The organism is Pseudomonas sp. PDM30 (assembly GCF_019218985.1).
GTDB classification, from domain to species: Bacteria; Pseudomonadota; Gammaproteobacteria; order Pseudomonadales; family Pseudomonadaceae; genus Aquipseudomonas; species Aquipseudomonas jessenii.
Map to the genome: position 1 here is coordinate 251,207 of NZ_JAHUWM010000004.1, position 24,409 is coordinate 275,615.

Annotated in this window: 15 protein-coding genes and 3 pseudogenes; 9 read left to right on the top strand and 9 right to left on the bottom strand. The window is 59.6% G+C overall.

The window, feature by feature from the left end; translation table 11 throughout:
• Positions 1 to 81: 81 nt before the first annotated feature.
• The 3 genes from KW840_RS11720 to putP all read right to left on the bottom strand — a co-directional run bounded on the left by KW840_RS11720 (position 82) and on the right by putP (position 3,312).
• Positions 82 to 921, bottom strand: coding sequence for a 23S rRNA (adenine(2030)-N(6))-methyltransferase RlmJ (locus tag KW840_RS11720; RefSeq protein WP_057712298.1), 840 nt, complete (start codon positions 919 to 921; stop codon positions 82 to 84).
• A gap of 240 nt (positions 922 to 1,161) precedes the next feature.
• The gene (locus KW840_RS11725) at positions 1,162 to 1,398 is read right to left on the bottom strand and encodes a hypothetical protein (protein ID WP_218495210.1); all 237 of its coding nucleotides are present in this window, start codon (positions 1,396 to 1,398) and stop codon (positions 1,162 to 1,164) included.
• A gap of 429 nt (positions 1,399 to 1,827) precedes the next feature.
• Complete coding sequence (gene putP, locus KW840_RS11730) at positions 1,828 to 3,312, bottom strand: sodium/proline symporter PutP (protein WP_057712300.1); 1,485 nt, start codon at positions 3,310 to 3,312, stop codon at positions 1,828 to 1,830.
• A gap of 461 nt (positions 3,313 to 3,773) precedes the next feature.
• Here putP and putA point away from each other — a divergent pair, with 461 nt between their 5' ends.
• Positions 3,774 to 7,724 (top strand): trifunctional transcriptional regulator/proline dehydrogenase/L-glutamate gamma-semialdehyde dehydrogenase, encoded by a 3,951-nt coding sequence (gene putA / locus KW840_RS11735; RefSeq protein WP_218495211.1) that lies wholly within the window; start codon positions 3,774 to 3,776, stop codon positions 7,722 to 7,724.
• 257 nt (positions 7,725 to 7,981) lie between these two features.
• Positions 7,982 to 9,784 (top strand): acyl-CoA dehydrogenase, encoded by a 1,803-nt coding sequence (locus KW840_RS11740; protein WP_218495212.1) that lies wholly within the window; start codon positions 7,982 to 7,984, stop codon positions 9,782 to 9,784.
• 142 nt (positions 9,785 to 9,926) lie between these two features.
• On the opposite strand, the gene KW840_RS28965 is transcribed toward KW840_RS11740, so the two are convergent.
• The 3 genes and pseudogenes from KW840_RS28965 to KW840_RS11750 form a co-directional block, all read right to left on the bottom strand.
• On the bottom strand, positions 9,927 to 10,772 hold the full coding sequence (locus tag KW840_RS28965) for a methyl-accepting chemotaxis protein (protein ID WP_371318460.1): 846 nt from the start codon (positions 10,770 to 10,772) through the stop codon (positions 9,927 to 9,929).
• Between the two features lie 18 nt (positions 10,773 to 10,790).
• A pseudogene (locus KW840_RS28970) lies at positions 10,791 to 11,864 on the bottom strand (cache domain-containing protein); the annotation flags it as partial.
• A gap of 100 nt (positions 11,865 to 11,964) precedes the next feature.
• Positions 11,965 to 12,075 (bottom strand): annotated as a pseudogene (locus KW840_RS11750) (cell division protein ZapA); the annotation flags it as partial.
• Between the two features lie 366 nt (positions 12,076 to 12,441).
• On the opposite strand from KW840_RS11750, the gene KW840_RS11755 reads away from it, so the two are divergent.
• Positions 12,442 to 13,209: a hypothetical protein gene (locus KW840_RS11755; RefSeq protein ID WP_218495214.1), complete on the top strand. Its 768-nt coding sequence runs from the start codon at positions 12,442 to 12,444 to the stop codon at positions 13,207 to 13,209.
• A 121-nt stretch (positions 13,210 to 13,330) separates the two neighbouring features.
• Here the strand turns inward: KW840_RS11755 and KW840_RS11760 are convergent, their stop codons facing one another.
• Both KW840_RS11760 and KW840_RS11765 read right to left on the bottom strand, forming a co-directional pair.
• Complete coding sequence (locus KW840_RS11760; RefSeq protein ID WP_218495215.1) at positions 13,331 to 13,633, bottom strand: cell division protein ZapA; 303 nt, start codon at positions 13,631 to 13,633, stop codon at positions 13,331 to 13,333.
• A complete protein-coding gene (locus KW840_RS11765; protein ID WP_218495216.1) occupies positions 13,630 to 13,860 on the bottom strand; it encodes a hypothetical protein in 231 nt (76 codons plus the stop codon). Before KW840_RS11765 ends, KW840_RS11760 begins: the two co-directional genes overlap by 4 nt.
• 401 nt (positions 13,861 to 14,261) lie before the next feature.
• Here KW840_RS11765 and KW840_RS28975 point away from each other — a divergent pair.
• From KW840_RS28975 to trxC, 6 genes and pseudogenes are all read left to right on the top strand, one after another.
• Positions 14,262 to 15,017 (top strand): annotated as a pseudogene (locus tag KW840_RS28975) (MCP four helix bundle domain-containing protein); the annotation flags it as partial.
• Positions 15,009 to 15,872: a methyl-accepting chemotaxis protein gene (locus tag KW840_RS28980; RefSeq protein ID WP_371318461.1), complete on the top strand. Its 864-nt coding sequence runs from the start codon at positions 15,009 to 15,011 to the stop codon at positions 15,870 to 15,872. The pseudogene KW840_RS28975 and the gene KW840_RS28980, both read left to right, overlap by 9 nt.
• Positions 15,873 to 16,154: 282 nt before the next feature.
• Positions 16,155 to 17,897: a potassium/proton antiporter gene (locus tag KW840_RS11775; protein WP_154861156.1), complete on the top strand. Its 1,743-nt coding sequence runs from the start codon at positions 16,155 to 16,157 to the stop codon at positions 17,895 to 17,897.
• A gap of 34 nt (positions 17,898 to 17,931) precedes the next feature.
• Positions 17,932 to 21,300 carry a mechanosensitive channel MscK gene (mscK, locus tag KW840_RS11780; protein WP_218495217.1) on the top strand — a complete coding sequence of 1,123 codons (3,369 nt, stop codon included), beginning with the start codon at positions 17,932 to 17,934 and terminating at the stop codon, positions 21,298 to 21,300.
• A gap of 48 nt (positions 21,301 to 21,348) precedes the next feature.
• A complete protein-coding gene (gene selO, locus KW840_RS11785) occupies positions 21,349 to 22,812 on the top strand; it encodes a protein adenylyltransferase SelO (protein WP_218495218.1) in 1,464 nt (487 codons plus the stop codon).
• 73 nt (positions 22,813 to 22,885) lie between these two features.
• Entirely contained in the window at positions 22,886 to 23,320 is a 435-nt protein-coding gene (gene trxC, locus KW840_RS11790) for a thioredoxin TrxC (RefSeq protein ID WP_218495219.1), read from the top strand.
• A gap of 129 nt (positions 23,321 to 23,449) precedes the next feature.
• Here the strand turns inward: trxC and KW840_RS11795 are convergent, their stop codons facing one another.
• Positions 23,450 to 24,220, bottom strand: a complete 771-nt coding sequence (locus tag KW840_RS11795; RefSeq protein WP_015093167.1) for a ParA family protein — start codon at positions 24,218 to 24,220, stop codon at positions 23,450 to 23,452.
• Positions 24,221 to 24,409: the final 189 nt, after the last annotated feature.

The window sequence follows — 24,409 nt, forward strand, 5'->3', positions numbered from 1 at the left end:
GAAAAACCAAAGGACGCCGCTGGGCATCCGGTTTTACGCGTTAACGTTCACGACCTTCGCGAGCAAGCTCGCTCCTACAGATCAACTCTCGGCAATCAACCAATCCATCCGCCACCCACCCTGGGTCTGCCCAAGCTTCTCGGACAACCAAGGCAGCAGCTCACGCAATTCTTCCTCCAGCCCCCACGGCGGATTGGCGATCGCCAGCCCGGACCCGTTCAGGCTGTTGGGCGTATCCAGCGGATGTACCAGCAACTCCACCCGCAACAACTTCGGCGCACCGGTACCGGCCAGGTCCTGATAGAAGCGGCGCAGCGCGCGCTGATCCTTCACCGGGTACCAGATTGCCGCCACGGTCTGACGCATCCGGCCAATCGCTTCCTTCAACGACGCGGCACAGCGCTGCATCTCGTCGAGCTTCTCGAACGGCGGATCGATCAACATCACCGCACGCTTCTCCGGCACCGGCAGCAAGGCCCGCGACACGTGCCAGCCTTCACCCAGGTGTACCTTGACCCGGCGATCACCGGCCATGTTGTCCTTGAGCAAAACGCCGTCTTCCGGATGTTTCTCGTTGAGCAACACACGGTCCTGAGGGCGGGTCAGACGCCGCGCCAACTCCGGCGACCCCGGGTAATAGCGTAACTGGCCATCCGGGTTCATCTCGTGCAGCACCTGCATGTAATCAGCGGTCAGGATCGGCAGATCCGGCTGATCCCACAAACGCGCAATGCCTTCCAGGTACTCACCGGTACGATTGGCCTGATCACCCTGTAGGTCATACAGACCGATGCCGGCGTGGGTATCGAGATAGGCAAACGGCTGCTCCTTGCGCGACATCAGGGCGATGAGGCGGGTCAAGGTCAGGTGTTTGAACACATCGGCGTGATTGCCGGCATGGAAGGCGTGACGATAATTCATGGCTGCTCCTGCGAAGGCCGGGAAGTTTACCTTTTACCGGGCGGCAAGTCAGGGGTTGGCAGCCAAGCGGCCGGTGAGGCACTACAAAGCCCTGTGGCGAGGGGGCTTGCCCCCGTTCGACTGCAAAGCAGTCGCCAACCCCAAGTACTGCGGTGTGCCTGATAACACCGGGTCGCTGAACTCAGGGTTGCTGCGCAACCCAACGGGGGCAAGCCCCCTCACCACAAAAGCCACCCGGCGCTACGCCGAAGGCCGTGCCCGCAACCGCCGCCCAACCACATCCAGCACATCACAGCCATCGCGCAACGTAATTGCGCAGAGCAAGGCGAAATCGCTGAGGATGAAGGACTCGCACTCGATCGAGCCGCGCATGGACAGGGTGGGCATATCGGTGCAGTTGCTGGTCAATGCCATGAAGCGGTTGTCGGGATGGGGGATTGGCTTTACGTAGGGTGGGTCGGGGTGAATCGTTTTCATTTTTTAAACCTCTGGTAGAAGTGAGGGCTACCATCGGCCTTCCTACAGGCTTGGGTGGCAGCCATACGCGGGGTAGGAATATCGAGACCAGAGAACTCGACCACGCCGAAGCGTGCCCGCGCACAGCCGCCGAAACAGATCTTACGGGCGCAAGTTAGTGGCCGCAAATCAGGTGTCGACGTCAAAGCGTTTCTGGTCTTAACGGGTTCCTACACCCCACCACTGAGTTGTCAGTGGCTACCGAAGACTATCGATGGATCTCCGGTCGCACCAGTTCATGAAAACCGCTACTTTTTGAAGGAAACGTCCGAGGACCCTGCCCGGAAAATTCGCACCACGGATATCGGAGAAGCAAAAAAAACGGCCCGCACTGTTAAAGCTGCGAGCCGTTCTTTTATCAGAGGCGGGAAGAGTTCAACCCATCACTCATCACTTGTTCAAACGATAGTCCGCCTCAGCAGCAGCAAAACGCTGGAACATGCCGGCAGTCGGCGTGCCCATTTTGCTGACGAAGTAGATCGCCAGGCTGGCGAAGATGAAACCAGGGATGATTTCGTACAGGCCCAGCAGTTCGAAGTGTTTCCAGACGATCACGGTGATCGCGCCGACCAGGATACCGGCCAGTGCGCCGTTGCGGGTCATGTCTTTCCAGATCACGGAGATCAGCACGACCGGACCGAATGCGGCACCGAAACCGGCCCAGGCGTAGCTCACCAGACCCAGTACACGGTTTTCCGGGTTGGACGCCAGGGCGATCGCCACCAGGGCAACCAACAACACCATGGCACGGCCGACCCACACCAGTTCCAGCTGCGAAGCGGATTTACGCAGGAAGGTCTTGTAGAAGTCTTCGGTCAGGGCGCTCGAGCACACCAGCAACTGGCAGCTCAGGGTGCTCATGACGGCAGCCAGAATGGCCGACAGCAGGATACCCGCGATCCATGGGTTGAACAGGATCTTGGCCAGTTCGATGAACACACGCTCGTGGTTCTCGGTGACTGCGCCAGCCACGTCCGGGTGCGCCGAGAAGTAGGCGATACCGAAGAAGCCGACTGCCACGGTGCCGCCCAGGCACAGGATCATCCAGGTCATGGAAATGCGACGGGCGTTGGCGATCGATTTAACCGAATCGGCAGCCATGAAACGCGCCAGGATATGCGGCTGGCCGAAGTAGCCCAAACCCCAGCCCATCAGCGAGATGATGCCGATGAAAGTGGTGCCCTTGAGCATGTCGAAGTTGCTTGGATCTTGCGCTTCGATGGCCAGGAAAGTGGTGTCGACGCCGCCGGTGGCCAGCAACACGATAACCGGCGTCAGGATCAACGCGAAGATCATCAGGGTGGCTTGTACGGTATCGGTCCAGCTCACGGCCAGGAAACCACCGATAAAGGTGTAGGCAATCGTCGCCGCAGCACCGGCCCACAGCGCAGTCTCGTAGGACATGCCGAAGGTGCTTTCGAACAGACGGGCGCCGGCTACGATGCCGGAAGCACAGTAGATGGTGAAGAACACTAGGATCACGACCGCGGAGATGATCCGCAGCAGGCCGCTTTTGTCTTCGAAACGGCTGGCGAAGTAGTCCGGCAGGGTCAGTGCATCACCGTTGTGCTCGGTCTGCACACGCAGACGGCCGGCGACGAACAGCCAGTTCAGGTAGGCGCCGACGATCAGGCCGATGGCGATCCAGCTTTCGGACAGACCGGACATGTAGATCGCGCCGGGCAAGCCCATCAACAACCAGCCGCTCATGTCGGAGGCACCGGCGGACAGTGCGGTCACGACGCTGCCCAGGCTACGACCGCCCAGAATGTAGTCGGAAAGGTTGTTGGTGGAGCGATAGGCCATCAAGCCGATCAGCACCATTGCTGCGATGTAGATCACGAACGTGATCAGGGTTGGATTGCTTACGCTCATTAAGTTACGCCCTGGCTTTGTTTTTATGTAGCTGCGGCTGGTGAACCGCTCGCAAACGCATACGTTTGACAGACGATCCGGATTCCCGCGCATTTATGACTGATGTTTCCCCAGGAAAGCCATCAGCCGGAGCACCTGGGCTTCGACCGGGTTGCACCTTGGGCGCGAATGCTATTCAACAAAGCAAATAAGGTGCAACCAGTTTCTTGAGAATAAGTTGCACCCAGTCGGAAATAAATTTCAAACCCGGTTTTTTGCTCCTTTTCGGAGCAAGAACTCGGGCCAACCACCCTAAAAAGCACCAAGCAAAGGCAGCACCGCCGTACCAGAATTTATTTCCTGACGAGCTGCGTAATATTCCGACAAAAAAAGGGTTGCACCCGGTTGCACCTCAACAGTCGCACGGCTAATCTTGCCGCCAGCTGATGCCACGCAGTCGTGGCAAACATGAGGATAAAAACATGGCTACCACCACCCTTGGGGTCAAACTTGACGACCCGACCCGCGAACGCCTCAAGGCCGCCGCGACCTCGATTGATCGCACGCCGCACTGGCTGATCAAGCAGGCAATCTTCAATTACCTGGAAAAACTCGAGGGTGGTGCAACCCTGTCCGAGCTGAACGGTTCGACCAAGGATTTCGACGACTCCGTCGACGCGCCTCTGGATCACGCCCACCAGTGCTTCCTCGAATTCGCCGAAAGCATCCTGCCGCAATCGGTACTGCGCGCGTCGATCACCGCCGCCTACCGTCGCCCTGAGCCGGAAGTCGTGCCGATGCTGATCGAGCAGGCTCGCCTGCCGGCACCGATGGCCGAAGCCACCAACAAACTCGCCGCCTCGATTGCTGAAAAACTGCGCAACCAGAAGAGCGCTGGCGGCCGTGCCGGCATCGTCCAGGGTCTGCTGCAGGAATTCTCCCTGTCGTCCCAGGAAGGTGTGGCGCTGATGTGCCTGGCCGAAGCGCTGCTGCGCATCCCGGACAAAGGCACCCGCGACGCCCTGATCCGCGACAAGATCAGCACCGGCAACTGGCAGCCGCACCTGGGCAACAGCCCGTCGCTGTTCGTCAACGCCGCCACCTGGGGTTTGCTGCTGACCGGCAAACTGGTGTCGACCCACAACGAAGCCGGCCTGACTTCGTCCCTGAGCCGCATCATCGGCAAGAGCGGCGAGCCGATGATCCGCAAGGGCGTCGACATGGCCATGCGCCTGATGGGCGAGCAGTTCGTGACCGGCGAAACCATCGCCGAAGCCCTGGCCAACGCCAGCAAGTTCGAAACCAAAGGTTTCCGCTATTCCTACGACATGCTGGGTGAAGCCGCACTCACCGAGCACGACGCGCAGAAGTACCTGGCCTCGTACGAACAAGCCATCCACTCGATCGGCAAAGCCTCCCATGGTCGCGGGATTTATGAAGGCCCGGGCATCTCGATCAAGCTGTCCGCCCTGCACCCGCGTTACAGCCGCGCCCAGTACGAGCGCGTGATGGACGAGCTGTACCCGCGCCTGCTGTCGCTGACCCTGCTGGCCAAGCAATATGACATCGGCCTGAACATCGACGCCGAAGAGGCCGATCGCCTGGAGCTGTCACTGGATCTGCTCGAGCGCCTGTGCTTCGAGCCGCAACTGACTGGCTGGAACGGCATCGGTTTCGTGATCCAGGCTTACCAGAAGCGTTGCCCGTACGTGATCGACTACGTGATCGACCTCGCTCGCCGCAGCCGTCATCGCCTGATGATCCGCCTGGTAAAAGGCGCGTACTGGGACAGCGAAATCAAGCGCGCCCAGGTCGAAGGCCTGGAAGGCTACCCGGTCTACACCCGCAAGGTGTACACCGACGTGTCCTACATCGCTTGCGCCCGCAAGCTGCTGTCGGTACCGGAAGTCATCTACCCGCAGTTCGCCACGCACAACGCCCACACCCTGTCGGCCATTTATCACATCGCCGGTCAGAACTATTACCCGGGCCAGTACGAGTTCCAGTGCCTGCACGGCATGGGTGAACCGCTGTACGAACAGGTTGTAGGCAAAGTTTCCGAAGGCAAGCTGAACCGTCCGTGCCGCGTGTACGCTCCAGTCGGCACCCACGAAACCCTGCTGGCCTACCTGGTGCGTCGCCTGCTGGAAAACGGCGCGAACACTTCGTTCGTCAACCGTATTGCCGACCAGTCGATTTCGATCCAGGAACTGGTGGCCGATCCGGTAGCCAGCATCGAGCAAATGGCGACCGTGGAAGGTGGTTTCGGCCTGCCGCACCCGCGCATTCCGCTGCCGCGTGACCTGTATGGCTCCGAGCGCGCCAACTCCAGCGGCATCGACATGGCCAACGAACATCGTTTGGCATCCCTGTCCTGCGCGCTTCTCGCAACCGCACACAACCACTGGAAAGCGGCGCCGATGCTCGGTTGCGCTTCCAGCAGCGAAGCACCGGCACCGGTCTTGAACCCGTCCGATCTGCGTGACGTGGTCGGTCATGTGCAGGAAGCGACCGTCGAAGACGTCGACAACGCGATTCAGTGCGCCCTCAACGCTGCACCGATCTGGCAGGCCACGCCGCCCGCCGAGCGCGCCGCGATCCTGGAACGTGCCGCCGATCTGATGGAAGCCGAAATCCAGCCGCTGATGGGCCTGCTGGCCCGCGAAGCCGGCAAGACCTTCGCCAACGCCATCGCCGAAGTGCGTGAAGCCGTGGATTTCCTGCGTTATTACGCGGTGCAGGCACGCAACGATTTCACCAATGACGCTCACCGTCCGTTGGGCCCAGTCGTATGCATCAGCCCGTGGAACTTCCCGCTGGCGATCTTCAGTGGTCAGGTGGCTGCTGCATTGGCCGCTGGTAACCCGGTATTGGCCAAGCCTGCGGAACAAACGCCGCTGGTCGCCGCTCAGGCCGTGCGCCTGATGCTCGAAGCCGGCATCCCGGAAGGCGTGCTGCAACTGCTGCCGGGCCGTGGCGAAACCGTCGGTGCCGGCCTGGTCGGCGACGATCGCGTCAAAGGCGTGATGTTCACCGGTTCCACCGAAGTCGCGCGCTTGCTGCAACGCAACATCGCCGGCCGCCTGGACAGCCAGGGTCGTCCAATCCCGCTGATCGCCGAAACCGGTGGCCAGAACGCGATGATCGTCGACTCCTCGGCACTGACCGAACAGGTGGTGATCGACGTGGTGTCCTCGGCGTTCGACAGCGCCGGCCAGCGTTGCTCGGCTCTGCGTGTACTGTGCTTGCAGGAAGATTCCGCCGACCGCGTCATCGAAATGCTCAAAGGTGCCATGGCTGAAAGCCGTCTCGGCAACCCTGAGCGTCTGTCCGTGGACATCGGCCCGGTGATCGACGCCGAAGCCAAGGCTGGCATCGAGAAGCACATCCAGGCCATGCGCGACAAAGGTCGCAGCGTGTACCAGGTGGCCATCGCCGACGCCGAAGAAGTCAAACGCGGCACCTTCGTGATGCCGACACTGATCGAACTGGAAAGCTTCGACGAACTGCAGCGGGAGATCTTCGGCCCGGTGCTGCACGTGGTTCGCTACAAGCGCAAGGACATCGATCAACTGATCGGTCAGATCAACGCTTCCGGCTACGGCCTGACCCTGGGCGTGCACACCCGCATCGACGAGACCATTGCCAAGGTGATCGACAACGTCAACGCCGGTAACGTCTACGTCAACCGCAACATTGTTGGCGCAGTAGTAGGCGTGCAGCCATTCGGCGGCGAAGGCCTGTCGGGTACCGGCCCGAAAGCCGGCGGCCCGCTGTACCTGTACCGCCTGCTGTCGACCCGCCCTGCGGATGCGATCGAACAATCCTTCGCTCGTGGCGATGCTGCCGCGGCACCGGACGTTCGTCTGCGCGATGCCATGAGCAAGCCGCTGACCGCCTTGAAAGCCTGGGCCGACAACCACAAGTTCGCCGACCTGAGCACCCTGTGCGTGCAGTTCGCCGCACAATCGCAAAGCGGTATCACCCGCCTCCTGGCCGGCCCGACCGGCGAACGCAACAGCTATGCGATCCTGCCACGGGAACACGTGCTGTGCCTGGCGGAAGTCGAAGGCGATCTGCTGACGCAACTGGCGGCGGTATTGGCTGTCGGCGGTTCGGCGGTATGGCCGGAAGCTGACATGACCAAGGCATTGTTCGCACGCCTGCCGAAGGACATTCAGGCGCGTATCAAGCTGGTTTCCGACTGGAACAAGGACGAAGTGGTGTTTGATGCGGTTCTGCATCACGGCCATTCCGACCAGTTGCGTGCGGTGTGCCAGCAGATTGCTAAGCGTGCCGGCGCCATCGTCGGTGTGCAGGGTCTGTCCCAAGGCGAAACCAACATTGCGCTGGAGCGTCTGGTGATTGAGCGTGCATTGAGCGTCAACACCGCTGCGGCGGGTGGTAATGCCAGTTTGATGACCATCGGCTAAAACCGATAAGCCGGGCTGCCGCATTGGCCGCCCGGTATGCAATCCCCCTGTGGGAGCGAGCTTGCTCGCGATAGCGATCCATCAGTCACCTTCCATATTGACTGATCTGCCGCCATCGCGAGCAAGCTCGCTCCCACAGTTGTTTTGTAGTTCCTGCTAAGGCTCTGCTCTGCCCCACCATCACGCTCATCAATCATGCTATTCAGCATAAATTCACAAGCCTAGACTCGGTCCACTCCAACAAAAGGTAGGCCGCCATGTCCGAGACGTTGCTCAGTTCCCGTAATCTGGCTTTCGAGCTGTATGAAGTCCTTGATGCCGAGGGCCTGACCCAGCGTGAGCGTTTCGCCGAGCACAACCGCGAAACCTTCGATGCCGCCATTGGCACCGCCCGCAACATCGCCGAGAAGTTCTTCGCCCCGCACAACCGCAAGGGCGACGAGAACGAGCCGCGCTACGAGAACGGTCAGGCGATTCTGATTCCGGAAGTGAAACCGGCGGTAGACGCCTTCCTCGAAGCCGGCTTCCTCAACGCCGCGCGCAGTTTCGACGCTGGCGGCATGCAGCTTCCTACGCTGCTGTCCCAGGCCTGCTTCGCGCACTTTCAATCGGCCAATGCTGCTTCGACGTCCTATCCGTTCCTGACCATGGGCGCGGCGAACCTGATCGAGAGCTTCGGCACTGAAGAGCAGAAGCGCCGCTTCCTGCAACCGATGATCGATGGCCGTTTCTTCGGCACCATGGCCCTGACCGAACCCCACGCGGGTTCGTCGCTGTCGGATATTCGTACACGCGCAGAACCTGCGTCCGACGGCACCTATCGCCTCAAGGGCAACAAGATTTTCATCTCTGGTGGCGATCATCCGCTGTCGGAGAACATCGTGCACATGGTGCTGGCCAAGCTGCCGGACGCACCGGCCGGGGTGAAGGGCATTTCGCTGTTCATCGTGCCCAAGTTCCTGGTTAACGATGATGGCAGCCTGGGCAAGCGCAATGACGTGCTGCTGGCCGGGTTGTTCCACAAGATGGGCTGGCGCGGCACCACCTCCACCGCACTGAATTTCGGCGATAACGGCGAGTGTGTCGGCTATCTGGTGGGCAAGCCGCACCATGGCTTGAGTTACATGTTCCAGATGATGAACGAAGCCCGGATCGGCGTCGGCATGGGCGCGGTGATGCTTGGTTACGCCGGCTATCTGTACTCGCTGGAATACGCCCGCGAGCGTCCGCAGGGCCGCGTGCCAGACAGCAAGGACCCGAACACTGCACCAGTGGCGATCATTCAGCATGCCGACGTGAAACGCATGCTGTTGACGCAGAAGGCTTACGTCGAAGGTTCGTTTGACTTGGGTCTGTATGCGGCGCGGCTGTTCGATGACACCACCACGCTTGCGACCGAAGCCGAACGCAAACAGGCCCATGAACTGCTGGATTTACTGACACCAATCGTCAAATCCTGGCCGTCGGAGTTCTGCCTGAAGGCCAACGAACTGGCGATCCAGATCCTCGGCGGCCACGGTTATACCCGTGAGTACCCGGTGGAGCAGTACTACCGCGACAACCGCCTGAACCCGATCCACGAAGGCACCCACGGTATTCAGTCGCTGGACCTTTTGGGCCGCAAACTGGCGCAGAACGGCGGCGCGGGGCTCAAGCAACTGATCCGCCTGATCGCCGACACTGGCGAACGAGCACAGGCGTTTGATTCATTGACGCCGCTGCGCGAGCCCCTGGAGAAACTGGTTACCCGCTTGCAAACCGTGACCATCGGCCTACTGACTGATCTGGCCCAAGGCAAGGTCAACAGCAGCCTGGCGAACTCGGCGCTGTACCTGAAAGTGTTTGGTCACACAGTGATCGGCTGGCGCTGGCTGGAACAGGCGATCCGCGCAGAAGAAGGCCTGGTGAAGGGGAATGCGGCGGATGTCAGCTTCTATAAAGGCAAGCTGCAGGCGGCGCGCTACTTCCTGACGTGGGAAGTGCCGGGTTGCCATCATGAGCTGGCGATTCTTGAGGCCCGGGATGATGTGTGCCTGGGCATGCAGGATGAGTGGTTCTGATCCAACCTTTGTGGTGTAGCTGAAAACCAATCGCGAGCAAGCTCGCTCCCACAGGAATCCCTGTTGGCCACAAATCTTGTGTTCAACACACAAACCCTGTGGAAGCGAGCTTGCTCGCGATGGCGTCAGCACTATCAATACATCAACTCAGCTTGAACCCCCCCATCTGCCGCGCCAAATCATCCGCCAACCGCTGCAACGTCTGACAATCCTCCCGACAGGCCCTGACCTCCCCCGCCGTCGCCCGCGCCAGGTCGGAGATGCCCTGAACGTTCCGGTTGATCTCCTCGGTCACCGCCGATTGCTCTTCCGTCGCCGTCGCCACCTGATGGTTCATGTCGCTGATGCGCTCCACTTGCCCGGTAATCGCGGTCAACGAAGCCCCGGTACGCTGGCTGGACTCGACACCCGTGCCGGTCGCGGCTTGCCCGGAATGCATCGACGACACCGCATTCTCCGCACCTTGCTTGAGACTGCCGATCATCTGCTGGATTTCATCGGTAGATGCCTGCGTACGCCGCGCCAAAGTCCGCACTTCATCGGCCACCACGGCAAACCCGCGCCCCATGTCCCCGGCTCGCGCAGCTTCGATAGCGGCGTTGAGCGCCAGCAGGTTGGTCTGCTCGGAAATCCCCCGAATCACCGCCAGCACCTGGTCGATCGACGCCACTTGATGAGCCAGTTCACCCACCGCTGTAGCCGCGACGCCGATTTCGTCAGACATGCTTTCGATATGGCGGATCGAGCCACCCACCACTTCCCGTGCCTGCATCGCCTCATCCCGAGCCGTTTGTGATGCGAGCGCCGCATTACCGGCGTTATGGGCGATTTCCTGAACGGTCAGGCCCATTTCATGGACAGCGGTTGCCACCATGTCGGTCATTTCCTGTTGGCGGCCGGAGCGCTCAGCGGTGTTATCCACCACCCGTGCAACCTGGCCGACAGCGGTGCGCAGTCGCTCGCTGGTGGTCAGCACCTCGCCGATCATGTCGCGCTGGCTGTCGAGAAAGCGATTGAAGCCGCGCGCCAGGTCGCCCAGCTCATCGGCGCGACTGGAATCTAACCGCTGGGTCAAATCTCCACCACCGCTACCAATGGCAACCAATGCCGCTGTTACCTGACGAATCGGCCGCACCAAACCACGGGCCAGCAGCACCACCAGCAACAGACACACAATCGCCACCGCCAGGCCGATACCGCTGCTCATCCACATGGCGCGCCGGGCTTCGGCGTAGATCTGCGATTGCGGCACTTCGGCCACCAGCGTCCAGCCGAGATCGCGCAAAGGCAGACTCAACGCGAGAAAGTCTTCGCCATCACGCTGGAAGCTGCTGTTGGTGGCAGTTTTTTGACCCATGACCGCTTGCGCAGCTGACTCGCCAATCTGTTCGGCCAAGGTGCGCTTGCCGCTGAATTGCGCCTCTGGGTGAACCTGGATCAAACCGTCGGAACGCACGAGATAGACCTTGCCGCGCTCTCCGAAGCTGAAATTGTGAATCAGCTCCGACAGCTCTTTCATGCTCAGGCCAAGCCCGGCAACGCCCACGACTTTACCGGCCTGCTCGACCTTGAGGTCGATGAACAGCGCCAATTCTCCGGTGGCCGTGTCGATGTCGATATTGAGGGTGCGCGGCTGGTTGCTGTCGAGGAACGAGTAGAACCAGGCGTCTTTGGGATTGGAACGACTGAGGGTGCGGTCCAGGCCTTTTTCGGTAATGTAATGGCTGGACGCGGTGCCGATGATCAGCGCGGTAAAGGCTTTGTGCTCGGCGCGAATGCCTTCCAGATACTGCGCGAAGCTGGCGGTCTTGGCGCTGTCCTCACCCCCGGCCAGCCAGTCGCGCACCATGCTGTTGCTGGCGATGTCCTTGGCGGCGGTAAGGGGTTGGACGAGGATCCGCTCGATGTCGTTGCGCATCGCTTCGATGCTCGACGGCAAGGCTTGCTCGACCAGATAGCTCTGGGCGAGGCGGTTGACCACCAGGGTATAAATGCCAACCACGATCAGGATACTGACCAGCAGGGCGGTGCCCATGCTCAGGATCAACTGCCATTGAATACTGCGTTGCCAGAACTGCATGGAGCACCCCCAAAGAATAAGAGGCTGAAACACTGCAACAGCCGTGCCGATTGTATACAAGCCAACCGACAATCTATTCTTTGGTTGTGCGCAAAGCCGATCAGGCCTGATTGATCGTCTTGGAAATCACTTCAACCGTGGCGCTGACTTGCTCTTGGTAACTGTCGAGGTCGAGCTTGTGCTGTTTCTGCATTTCGATCTGCTGGGCACAGGTTTTTGTTCGCCAGTAACGGCAATCAAAAATTCGCGGAGACTAGCGGTAATATTCAATCCTCCTCTTTGTTTTTCTACAACCATCATGACTGGGTCCCGCGCGTAAATCATTTTCGAATCGCTACCAAAAACCTGCAATTCTTTGATTCAACTGCATTTAAAAATGCCAACAATCAAATCACCAAAACACAAAAGCAAAACTTATAAATCTGTCAACTATCAGTCCTGATAGTTGACACCCACTCAACCAAAGCTAACATTTATTACGAAATATTAACAAACATCGAAAAATGAAGCACCACGATGCCTATGAAACTTATCACTCGCCCATCAGTGAATCAGCACACCCAACAGGAACAATCTCATGACTACCGACATTTCGATTAAGTCAGAAGCAAACCTTCCAGAGGAAGATGTAATCAACTTTGCTGACATTGGAGATCATTTTAACTTCGAAGATAACAGAGGAACCTACAGAGTAACTTCCAAGATATTCAAATCAAACCATCACACCGGTTATTTTCCAGAACAAATAACTCGCAAACTCACCTTGGAAAGTAGCCAAGGCTGGCCGGCGATTGAATTTGAAACTCCAGTCTCTTTAGCGGGCCGATATATGCACGCAGGCGATTCCATAACTACCCCAAAAGGAACATTTAAAGTTGATCATCAACATTTCCAATTACGCACAAATGGACTATTCTTTGACTCCGTCACTTTTTCGCCCTTGAACGGGGAATTGGACGTCTCATCTAACGCAAATGCAACTGACTCTGAAAGCATTTGGGTAAGTAAGACTGATTCAATCAAACTGGCGCACCGCAGCGAAACCTACTACTACCTCGAAGTAGGAACTAGCAACCCACCACTGTACCGCGTAACTTCGAAAGAACTTATAAGACACAACTCTGACGACGAGCAATTAAGCTTCAAAATGACTGTTGAAGCTGAAAACCATCCGACAGTTGAATTAACTACACCAATAAGCCCAAGCCTAAGCATTTTGCCATATGCGACAGCCGGCGACCCTTTAATCGGCTTCGACTTGAGCAATATCAAAGTGGGCACTAAGTTTTTCCTGAAACACCCTATATCGCACTTATACTCGGTCCAAATTATAATCTATTCTTGACTTATAGACTACCGACAAAAAATCGGGAGGCAGACCGCCTCCCCGCTTGGCCGTGCCACTTAACAAAGAAAACTGCTGCCGGTTGTCCCTCAATTAAATGCACATATGAAAAAACTTCCAATCAACCTTGCCCCATGGTCCTTGCAATCACTTCAACCGTGGCGCTGACTTGCTCTTGGTAACGGTCGAGGTCGAGCTTGTGCTGTTTCTGCATTTCGATCTGCTGGGAGCACAGATTCATCGCCGCCAGCACCAGCAATCGGTCACCGATCAGCGTCGGGTACTTCCTCTTGGTTTCGGCCAGGGCTGCCTTCAACATCATCGCGGCGTCCAGCAGGGTCTGTTCTTCCCCGGCCGGTGCCTTGATCGAATAGTCCTCCCCCAGGATCGAGACGACTTTTACCCCTGCGGCGTTGTAACTCATGCGCTGACAGGGCCTGCGCTGACGCGCTCAACCAGGGCCTGGATGCGAGCCGCCGTGGCGCCTTGCTTCTCTTCCTGCTCCATCAGGTTCAGTTGCAGGCTTTCGTTTTCATCCTTGGCCTGGGCCAGTTCTGCGATCAGGGTCTGGTTGGTGCCGAGCAACGTCTGGTTCTGTTGCACCAGGTCACTGACCAGTTGTTCCAATTGGCTTAGGGATGCTTCCAACATTTTGATTTTCCGGGCTTTTTCAAAGGGCGCGTACGATAAAGAAAAGTCACCCTGGATGCCAGGGTTATACAGGCGCAAAGCCTTGATTTTGCTGACGAGTGACCTTTCTCGCGAACTGTAGAGACTGTGATACCCCGATCTGGTTCCTGCACTTCGTCGCCCGCCTATGCAGGAGCGAGCTTGTTCGCGATGGACGCGAACGATATCGCGCCCTGTCTGAATGATTGCGTTGTCCATGCGTTTTTCGCGAGCGGGTTCGCTCCTACAAGGTAACCACCCCGTCGCAGTAAAAACGCGCAAGGACTCAAGACTTCAGTCCGGCGACCGATAAGTCATCCATACAGCAGCCTCAGCCCCGCACGGATGCGCTCTTTTCGGTGATTGCCATGTCCCTTCGTAATATGAATATCGCCCCTCGGGCGTTCCTCAGCTTTGCCCTGATTGGCGGCTTGATGATGGTTCTGGGGGTGTTTGCCTTGAATCAGATGAGCAAGATCCGTGGCGCGGCCGAGAACATCACCAACAACAGTGTGCCGAGCATCAAGAGCCTGGACGACTTCACCCAGCTCACCTTGCGCCTGCGCGTGTTGTCCTATCGCTTGCTGGTGAACCGCGAGCCTGATGTGCAGCAGAAAACCATGGAATTGCTGGAGACGCGCAACCAGCAGATTCGCACCGCCCAGGCAACCTACGAAAAGCTGATCGCCAGCCCACAGGAACGCGCAACCTACGATCAATACGTACAGCTGCTGGGCCAATACCGCCAGATCGAAGACAGGATGAAGACCCTGTCGCGCAATAATCAGATCGATGAATTGCGCAGCCTGCTCAACACCGATTTGCTCAACAACTCCGAAGCGGTCAACACCGTGTTGAACCGCCTGCTGGAGATCAACACCCAGCAGAGCCACGACACCAACCAGCAGTCGGCGGATCAATACGATTCGGCGTTCAACCTGGTAATCACCCTGTTGGTGATCGCCACCGCCTTGACGCTGCTGCTCGCCTGGTTGCTGACCAACAGCATCACCCAACCGATCGCCAATGCCCTGGGCGCCGCCGAACAGATTGCCGAAGGCAACCTGACGCGCCCGATCACCGTTGACGGCCAGGATGAAGCCGGCCGTTTGCTGCTGGCCATGTCGAAGATGCAGGAAAAACTGCGCGACACACTGCAGCGCATTTCCGGCTCGGCCACGCAACTTGCATCCGCTGCCGAAGAACTCAACAGTGTCACCGACGAAAGCGCCCGTGGCCTGACCCGGCAGAACAACGAAATCGAACAGGCTGCCACCGCAGTCAACGAAATGACCAGCGCCGTGGAAGAAGTCGCGCGCAACGCGGTCAGCACATCCGAGGCCTCGAAGAACGCCACCACATCTGCCGGTGACGGCCGTGACCTGGTGCAGGAAACCGTCAGCGCCATCGAACGCATGAGCGCCGACGTGCAGAGCACCGCGACCCTGATCGGCGACCTGGCCAACGAGTCCCGTGATATCGGCAAGGTGCTGGATGTAATCCGTGGCCTGGCCGACCAGACCAACCTGCTGGCCTTGAACGCCGCCATCGAGGCCGCGCGCGCCGGTGAGGCCGGTCGTGGTTTTGCGGTGGTGGCCGACGAGGTACGTGCCCTGGCTCACCGCACCCAGCAGTCGACCAGCGAGATCGAACGCATGATCGGCAGCATCCAGAGCGGCACCGAGCACGCGGTGGATTCGATGCGCAACAGCACCGAACGCGCCGAATCGACCCTGAACATCGCCCGCGGCGCCGGGATGTCGCTGGACACCATCAACAGCGCCATCGTCGAAATCAACGAGCGCAACCTGGTGATCGCCAGCGCCGCTGAAGAACAGGCGCAGGTGGCCCGTGAAGTGGATCGCAACCTGGTTAACATCCGTGACCTGTCGGTGCAGTCGGCCACCGGGGCGAATCAGACGAGTGCGGCGAGCAATGAACTGTCGCGCCTGGCGGTAGACCTGAACACCCTGGTTGGGCGGTTCAGCCTTTAACGAGCACCGCTGACTCTGTGGCGAGGGGGCTTGCCCCCGTTGGGCTGCGCAGCGGCCCCTTCCCTGTTAACCGCGTACATCCATTAAATCGCATCTACCGGATTTACGACTGCTTCGCAGCCGAACGGGGGCAAGCCCCCTCGCCACAATGATTTCACCCGGCGTGAAGAATCGCCTGCAAAAAGCTTTTTGACAGCATCACATTTCAACAGGTTAGAATCGCTGGCACGCAGACTGCATGGTCAGTTTGCGCCCGCCTTTCAGCTTTCTGGAGTACTGCCTTTGAATGCGACGACCATCAACAGCCTGTTCTTGATCGGCGCGTTGCTGGTAGGTGCGAGCATTCTGGTGAGCTCACTTTCGTCCCGTCTCGGCATCCCGATTCTGGTGATCATCCTGGCCGTCGGCATGGCGGCCGGTGTCGATGGCGCCGGCATTCTTTTTGATAACTACCCCACGGCTTATCTGGTGGGCAACCTCGCACTGGCGGTGATCCTGCTCGACGGCGGCTTGCGCACCCGGGTGTCGAGTTTCCGCGTGGCGTTATGGCCGGCGCTGTCGCTGGCGACGGTCGGGGTGTTGATTACCACCGGGCTGACCGGCATGGCGGCCGCCTGGCTGTTCGACTTGAACCTGATTCAAGGCCTGCTGATCGGCGCCATCGTCGGTTCTACCGACGCCGCCGCGGTGTTCTCGCTGCTGGGCGGCAAGGGCCTGAACGAACGGGTAACCGCCAGCCTCGAGATCGAATCCGGCAGCAACGACCCAATGGCAGTGTTTCTCACCGTCACCCTGATCGACATGCTCGCCAGCGGCCAAACCGGCCTGCACTGGAGTTTGCTGACCCACCTGATCCGCGAGTTCGGTATCGGTGGCGTCATTGGCCTGGGCGGTGGCTGGCTGATGCTGCAACTGGTCAATCGCATCAACCTGGCCACCGGCCTGTATCCGATCCTGGTGATTGCCGGCGGCCTGGTGGTGTTTGCGCTGACCAACGCCCTGCACGGCAGTGGCTTCCTGGCGGTATACATCTGCGGCCTGGTGATCGGCAACCGTCCGGTGCGCAGCCGCCACGGCATCCTGCACATGCTCGACGGCATGGCCTGGCTGGCGCAGATCGGCATGTTCCTGGTGCTGGGGCTGCTGGTGACGCCCCACGACCTGCTGCCTATCGCCTTGCCGGCACTGGCCCTGGCGCTGTGGATGATTCTGTTTGCCCGGCCACTGTCGGTGATAGTTGGCCTGCTGCCGTTCAAGGCGTTCCATGGTCGCGAGAAGGCATTCATTTCCTGGGTCGGCTTGCGCGGCGCGGTCCCGATCATTCTTGCGGTGTTCCCGCTGATGGCCGGCCTGCCCAACGCTCAGCTCTACTTCAACCTCGCGTTCTTTATCGTACTGGTGTCGCTGCTGGTTCAGGGCACGAGCCTGCCGTGGGTCGCCAAGCTGCTGAAGGTGACGGTGCCCCCGGAGCCTGCACCCATCTCCCGCTCGGCCCTGGAAGTGCACGTCACCAGCGAGTGGGAACTGTTCGTCTATCGCCTGGGCGCGGAAAAATGGTGCATCGGTTCGCCCCTTCGCGAGCTGAACATGCCCGAAGGCACCCGTATCGCCGCCCTGTTTCGTGGCCAGCAATTGCTCCATCCGTCGGGTAGTACAGTGCTGGAAGTCGATGATTTGTTGTGTGTTATCGGCCATGAACACAACCTGCCGGCCCTCGGAAAACTCTTCAGCCAGGCGCCACAACGGGGCCTCGATCTGCGCTTCTTCGGCGACTTCGTACTCGAAGGAGACGCCCAGCTGGCCGCGGTTGCGGCCCTTTATGGCCTGAAGGTCGAAGGCATCGATCCGGACATGTCCCTGGGCCACTTCATTGCCCAGAAGGTTGGCGGTGCGCCGGTGGTGGGTGACCAGGTGGAATGGAACAACACCATTTGGACCGTGGCCGTCATGGACGGGAACAAGATCGGTAAAGTGGGCGTCAGATTCCCCGAAGGAAGTCGCCCGGGTCCCGGACTCTTCCTCTAAACTGCTTCCACTATCACTTGCTTGACCGGTCTTTATGCCTAATCTGCGCTCCATTTTCGCCGTCGCCCTGCTGGGCTTGAGTCTCTCTGTCAGCACCCTTGGTTTATCGCAAGCGGCGCAAGCGGCCGAACCGCCTTCCAGCGAAGCCGTGCAAGCGAGCCTGGACAAGATCGCCGACCGCAAACTGCCGGAAGCCGATCTGAAGGCCCTGCAATCGGTCCTGCAAGGCACGCTGAGCCAGCTCAACAACAAGCGTGACTACGAGCAGAAGCTGGTCGCGCTCAAGCAGCAATTGAGCAATGCGCCCAAACAGACCATCGAGAACCAGCGTGAACTGACCCGCCTCAAGGCCAGTGCCGTGGTGCCGGTGGCGCAGCGTTTCGCCAAGGAACCGATCCAGCAGCTTGAACAATTGCTCACCGAGCGCTCCACCCAGCAAAGCGACCTGCAAAAGGCCCTGGCCGATGCCAACAGCCTGATCATCACCGCCCAGACCCGCCCCGAACGCGCCCAGGCGGAGATATCCAGCAGCCAGACGCGCATTCAGCAGATCAACACCATCCTCAAGAACGGCAAGGACGCCGGCAAGACCCTGAGCGCCGAGCAGCGCGACCAGCTCAATGCCGAGTTGGCGGCGCTGAACGCCCTGATCCCGCTGCGGCGCCAGGAACTGGCCGGCAATACCCAATTGCAAGACCTCGGCAACAGCCAGCATGACCTGTTGTCGGAGCGATCCGACCGCCTGGATAAGGAAATCCAGGAACTGCAAACCCTGATCAACCAGAAGCGTCTGGCGCTGTCCCAGGAAACGGTCACCCAGCAATCCATCGAGGCGCAGAAGGCCGGCGGCAGCAGCCTTTTGGCCACCGAAAGCGCGGCCAACCTGAAGCTCTCGGACTACCTGCTCAAAAGCACCGACCGCCTCAACGAAGTCACCCAGCAGAACCTGCAGACCAAGCAGCAGCTGGACAGCCTGACCCAGAGCGATGCGGCCCTGGACGAGCAAATCAACGTGCTCAAAGGCAGCCTGCTGCTCTCGAAGATTCTCTACAAACAGAAACAGGCGCTGCCGCGCCTGCGGCTCGACCGCAACCTGGCCGATCAGATCGCCGACATTCGCCTGTATCAGTTCGAAGTCAGCCAGCAACGGGAATTGCTGAGCAATCCGACCACCTACGTCGAAAACCTGCTGTCGACCCAACCCCCCGAGCAAGTCACGGCGCAGTTGCGCAAAAGCCTGATGGAACTGGCCACCACCCGCGCCGACCTGCTGGAGCGACTGAACCGCGAACTGAGCGCGGTGCTCAATGAATCCATCACCCTGCAACTGAACCAGAAGCAATTGCTCAGCACCGCGCAAAGCCTGCGGGCGACCCTCGATGAACAGATGTTCTGGATTCCCAGCAACAAGCCGCTGGACCTGGAGTGGATTCACAGTGTGCCGGATCGCCTCCAGCGGCAAGTCGATACACTGCCGGTACTTTCAAGCCTGAGCGAACTGACCGACGGCCTGACCCAGCGCCCGCTGCTGTTCCTGCCACTGGCCTTGCTGATCGGCGCACTGCTGTGGCGGCGCAAGAGTCTATACGCGCGACTGAACAAGGTTCACCAGGACATCGGTCACTTCAAACGCGACAGCCAGTGGCATACGCCGCAGGCAATTCTGATCAACATTCTGCTGGCGATGCCGGTTTCACTGGGCCTCGCATTGTGCGGGCTGGCCCTGCAAATCGACGCCCGTGGGCAGAACGCCAATATGGGCGCGGCACTGCTGCAAATGGCCGGGGCCTGGCTGGTGTTCTACACCGCGTACCGGATCCTCGCGCCGGGTGGCGTGGCAGAACTGCATTTCCGCTGGGAAAAGCCCCAGGTGGAATTCCTGCGCAGATGGATCCGCCGCCTCGGCATCGTGGTCATGGCACTGGTGACCGTAGTCGCCGTTGCCGAACTGCAACCGGCGGCACTGGCCGATGACGTGCTCGGCATGCCGGTGGTGCTGATCTGCTACGCCTTGATGACCTTGCTGCTCAGCCGCCTGCTCATCAGCAGCCCGACCCACGAAAACGCTTCGCTGTTCCGCAAACTGGTGGGGATCCTGTTCACCGCCCTGCCCATCGCGTTGTTCGTGGCGGTGTGCTTCGGCTACTACTACACCGCGCTGAAACTCAGCGACCGTTTGATCAACACCCTGTACCTGCTGATGTTCTGGCTGGTAATCGAAGCCACCTTCGTGCGCGGCCTCAGTGTGGCGGCCCGGCGCCTGGCCTACCAGCGCGCCCTGGCCAAACGGCTGGCCGCCAAAGAGGCCGGAGACGGCGAAGCGGTGATCGAAGAGCCGAGCATGGACATCGAGAAGGTCAACGAACAGTCCCTGCGCCTGATCCGCCTGGCGCTGCTCGGCGGCTTCATGGCGGCACTGTATTGGGTCTGGGCCGACCTGATCACGGTGTTCTCGTATCTGGACAACGTCACCCTCTACGAATACACCAGCGGTACCGGCGCCAACATGAGCATGGTGCCGATCAGCATCGGCGACATGCTCGGCGCACTGATCATCATCGGCATCACCTTCGCCCTGGCGCGCAACCTGCCGGGCTTGCTCGAAGTGTTCGTGCTGTCGAAGCTCAACCTTGCCCAGGGCAGCGCCTACGCGACCACCACGTTGCTGTCCTACGTGATCGCCGGCGTCGGTTTCGTCTCGACGCTGTCGACCCTCGGCGTGAGCTGGGACAAGTTGCAATGGCTGGTGGCGGCGCTGTCGGTCGGCCTCGGTTTCGGCATGCAGGAGATCTTCGCCAACTTCATTTCCGGCATCATGATCCTGTTCGAACGTCCGGTGCGGATCGGTGACACCATCACCATCGGCAACCTGTCGGGCACCGTGAGCAAGATCCGCATCCGCGCCACGACCATCACCGACTTCGATCGCAAGGACATCATCGTCCCGAACAAGACGTTCATTACCGGGCAACTGATCAACTGGTCGCTGACCGACACCATCACCCGGGTGACCCTCAAGCTCGGCGTCGACTACGGCTCGGACCTGGACCTGGTGAAAGAGCTGTTGCTCAAGGCCGCGCGCGAAAACCCGCGCGTGCTGAAAGACCCGGAGCCCCACGTGTACTTCCTGAATTTCGGCGAAAGCACCCTCGACCACGAGTTGCGCATGCACGTGCGCGACCTCGGCGACCGCAACCCGGTGCTCGACGAGGTCAACCGCTTCATCAACCGCGAGTTCAAGAAGCAGCACATCAACATCTCGTTCCGGCAGATGGAGGTCTACCTCAAGAACCTGCACGGCCAGGAATACAAGATGGTGCCGATCGAGCCGGAAGCGAAAACCATCGTGCCGATCGTCGACGGCAGGCCCGCGCAAGAACCGCCCGCCGCCAAACTCGACTAACCGGCCTTTCCCCAGCAGAATGCTCGGACATTCTGCTGGAGCCGGCCCTTGAAAGCCCTCGACGAACTCACTTTCGATAATCGCTTCGACCGCCTGGGCGATGCGTTTTCCGCCCATGTGCTGCCCGAGCCCATCGATAATCCACGCCTGGTCGTGGCCAGCCCCGCCGCCATGGCGCTGCTGGACCTCGACCCGGCCGTGGCCGAAACCCCGGAGTTCGCCGAACTGTTCAGCGGCCACAAGCTCTGGGCCGACGCAATTCCAAGGGCGATGGTCTATTCCGGGCATCAGTTCGGTTCCTACAACCCGCAATTGGGCGACGGTCGCGGCCTGTTGCTCGGCGAGGTGTACAACGAGGCCGGCGAACACTGGGACCTGCACCTCAAGGGCGCCGGCCAGACGCCATTTTCACGCATGGGTGATGGCCGGGCGGTACTGCGCTCGTCGATCCGCGAATTCCTCGCCTCCGAAGCCCTGAACGCACTGAATATCCCGACCACCCGCGCCTTGTGCGTAATCGGCTCCGACACCCCGGTGTGGCGCGAAAAGCAGGAACGCGCAGCCATGGTCCTGCGCCTGGCGCCGAGCCATGTGCGCTTCGGCCACTTCGAATATTTCTACTACACCAAGCGCCCCGAGCAACAGAAAGAGTTGGGTGATCACGTGTTGGCCATGCACTTCCCGCAGTGCCTGGAACAACCGGAGCCGTACCTGGCGATGTTCCGCGAAGTGGTGGAGCGCAACGCCGAACTGATCGCCAAATGGCAGGCCTATGGCTTCTGCCACGGGGTGATGAACACCGACAACATGTCGATCCTGGGCATCACCTTCGATTTCGGCCCATTCGCGTTCCTCGATGACTTCGACGCCAACTTCATCTGCAATCACTCAGACGACCAAGGCCGTTACTCCTTCAGCAACCAGGTGCCGATTGGCCAGTGGAACCTCAGCGCCCTGGCCCAGGCCCTGACGCCGTTCATCAGCGTGGAAGCCCTGCGCGAAACCCTCGGCCTGTACCTGCCACTGTTCCAGGCCCATTACCTGGACCTGATGCGCCGCCGCCTCGGCCTGACCACCGCCGAGGATGACGACCAGAAACTGCTGGAGAACCTGCTACAACTCATGCAAAACAGCGGCGTCGACTACAGCCTGTTTTTCCGCCGTTTGGGTGATCAAACGCCGGAACAGGCCATCACCCTCTTGCGTGATGACTTCGTCGACCTCAAGGGCTTTGACGCCTGGGGCGAGCTCTACGTCGCCAGGGTTTCCCGTGAAGGCACGCTTGATCAAGAGCAGCGCCGCCAGCGGATGCACGCGGTCAACCCGTTGTACATCCTGCGCAACTACCTGGCGCAAAACGCCATCGATGCAGCGCAGAACGGCGACTACTCGGAAGTCCGTCGACTGCACACGGTGCTGAGCAATCCGTTCGAGGAACAACCGGGGATGGAAAGCTACGCCGAGCGGCCACCGGAATGGGGCAAGCATCTGGAGATCAGTTGTTCATCGTGAGGCACTGCACGATTGAAAATCTGGAGTCATGTCTCCAGATATGGATCATTCGCTTTCGATTGGACGATTTGTCATGACCGACCCACTCCTCATCCCCTGCCCTCACTGCAACGGCCTCAACCGCATCCCGGCCGAGCGCCTCAACGACCACCCGAAATGCGGGCGCTGCAAGGCCGAAGTCCTGTTGAGCAAACCGTTTGAATTGAAGCAAGGCGACTACGCCAGCCAGATCAAGGGCGATCTGCCGCTGCTGGTGGATGTGTGGGCGGACTGGTGCGGGCCGTGCAAGTCGTTCGCACCGGTGTTCGAGCGGGCAGCCGGGCAACTGGCGGGCAAGTGTCGCCTGGCCAAGCTGGACAGCGAGGCGAACCAGCAGTTGTCGGCGCAGTTGGGGATTCGCTCGATTCCGAGCCTGATCCTGTTCAAGAACGGCCGGGAAGTCGCCCGGCAGAGCGGGGCGTTCCCGTTACAGCAACTGATGAGCTGGTTGCGTAGTCAAGGCATCTGAAACAACACGGAACCCTGTGGGAGCGAGCTTGCTCGCGAAGGCGGGCTGACATTCAAAAGAGGTGTCGCCTGATACACCGCTTTCGCGAGCAAGCCCGCTCCCACAGGGGTTCTGTGTTATCCGCCAGAATCAGGCGTTTTCCAGCAGGTTGTGCAGCTCGACAAACTGCTGGGTCAGCTTGTGCCGCGGGTCGAGATGGATCAGCGGCGTATTGGCCTGGTGGGATTCACGCATGCGTACCGAGCTGGCCAGGTACACCGGCAGCACCGGCAGGCCTTCGGCGATCAGCTCATCGAGAATTTGCTGGGGCAGGCTGGCGCGGGCCTGGAACTGGTTGACGACGATGCCTTCGACTTCCAGGCCTTCATTATGGTCGTCCTTCAACTCTTCGATTTCCGCCATCAGGCCGTACAGTGCCTGGCGTGAAAAACTGTCGCAATCGAAGGGAATCAGCACACGATCGGCGGCAATCAACGCCGAAACCGCATAAAAATTCAGCGCTGGCGGGGTATCGAGGTAAATCCGGTCGTAGTCTTCGCTCAGTTCTTCAAGCAACTTACGCAGCTTGTTGATCTTGTGCTTGGCTTCAAGCTTTGGCTGCAAGTCCGCCAGCTCGGCGGTGGCGGTAATGACATGGAGGTTATCGAACGGGGTTTCGTAGATGTCGACCTGATTCTTTTTGGAGAACGGCCCGGAAGACAGCGTCTGCTTGAAGAAATCGGCGATACCCATCGGAATATCGCTACCGGTGAGCCCCGTCAGGTACTGAGTGGAGTTGGCCTGGGCATCGAGGTCCACCAACAAGGTGCGAAAACCCTCGCTGGCACTGACTGCCGCCAGATTGCAGGCAATGCTGGATTTGCCAACGCCACCTTTCTGATTGAACACCACGCGCCGCATGTCAAAACCTCCGTGTATCAAAGAATGACCGAGTGTAGTGGTCCACGGTATGGCTACGCTACCTCACCAGTGCAAGGACTACACAGTCAGTTGCCTTCTCTTGCATGAAAAGCCCTGAGCGGCCCGGCAGTTCGACGCCAGAACCGACAGACGGGGTAATAATTCTGTGAATAGTTGCCAATCATTCAA

Excerpts from the sequence above, each read along its gene's own strand:
- KW840_RS11720 (WP_057712298.1), bottom strand. The coding sequence starts at position 921 with ATGAATTATCGTCACGCCTTCCATGCCGGCAATCACGCCGATGTGTTC.
- KW840_RS11725 (WP_218495210.1), bottom strand. The coding sequence starts at position 1,398 with ATGAAAACGATTCACCCCGACCCACCCTACGTAAAGCCAATCCCCCAT.
- putP (WP_057712300.1), bottom strand. The coding sequence starts at position 3,312 with ATGAGCGTAAGCAATCCAACCCTGATCACGTTCGTGATCTACATCGCA.
- putA (WP_218495211.1), top strand. The coding sequence starts at position 3,774 with ATGGCTACCACCACCCTTGGGGTCAAACTTGACGACCCGACCCGCGAA.
- KW840_RS11740 (WP_218495212.1), top strand. The coding sequence starts at position 7,982 with ATGTCCGAGACGTTGCTCAGTTCCCGTAATCTGGCTTTCGAGCTGTAT.
- KW840_RS28965 (WP_371318460.1), bottom strand. The coding sequence starts at position 10,772 with ATGATCGGCGAGGTGCTGACCACCAGCGAGCGACTGCGCACCGCTGTC.
- KW840_RS11755 (WP_218495214.1), top strand. The coding sequence starts at position 12,442 with ATGACTACCGACATTTCGATTAAGTCAGAAGCAAACCTTCCAGAGGAA.
- KW840_RS11760 (WP_218495215.1), bottom strand. The coding sequence starts at position 13,633 with ATGAGTTACAACGCCGCAGGGGTAAAAGTCGTCTCGATCCTGGGGGAG.
- KW840_RS11765 (WP_218495216.1), bottom strand. The coding sequence starts at position 13,860 with ATGTTGGAAGCATCCCTAAGCCAATTGGAACAACTGGTCAGTGACCTG.
- KW840_RS28980 (WP_371318461.1), top strand. The coding sequence starts at position 15,009 with ATGCAGGAAAAACTGCGCGACACACTGCAGCGCATTTCCGGCTCGGCC.
- mscK (WP_218495217.1), top strand. The coding sequence starts at position 17,932 with ATGCCTAATCTGCGCTCCATTTTCGCCGTCGCCCTGCTGGGCTTGAGT.
- trxC (WP_218495219.1), top strand. The coding sequence starts at position 22,886 with ATGACCGACCCACTCCTCATCCCCTGCCCTCACTGCAACGGCCTCAAC.
- KW840_RS11795 (WP_015093167.1), bottom strand. The coding sequence starts at position 24,220 with ATGCGGCGCGTGGTGTTCAATCAGAAAGGTGGCGTTGGCAAATCCAGC.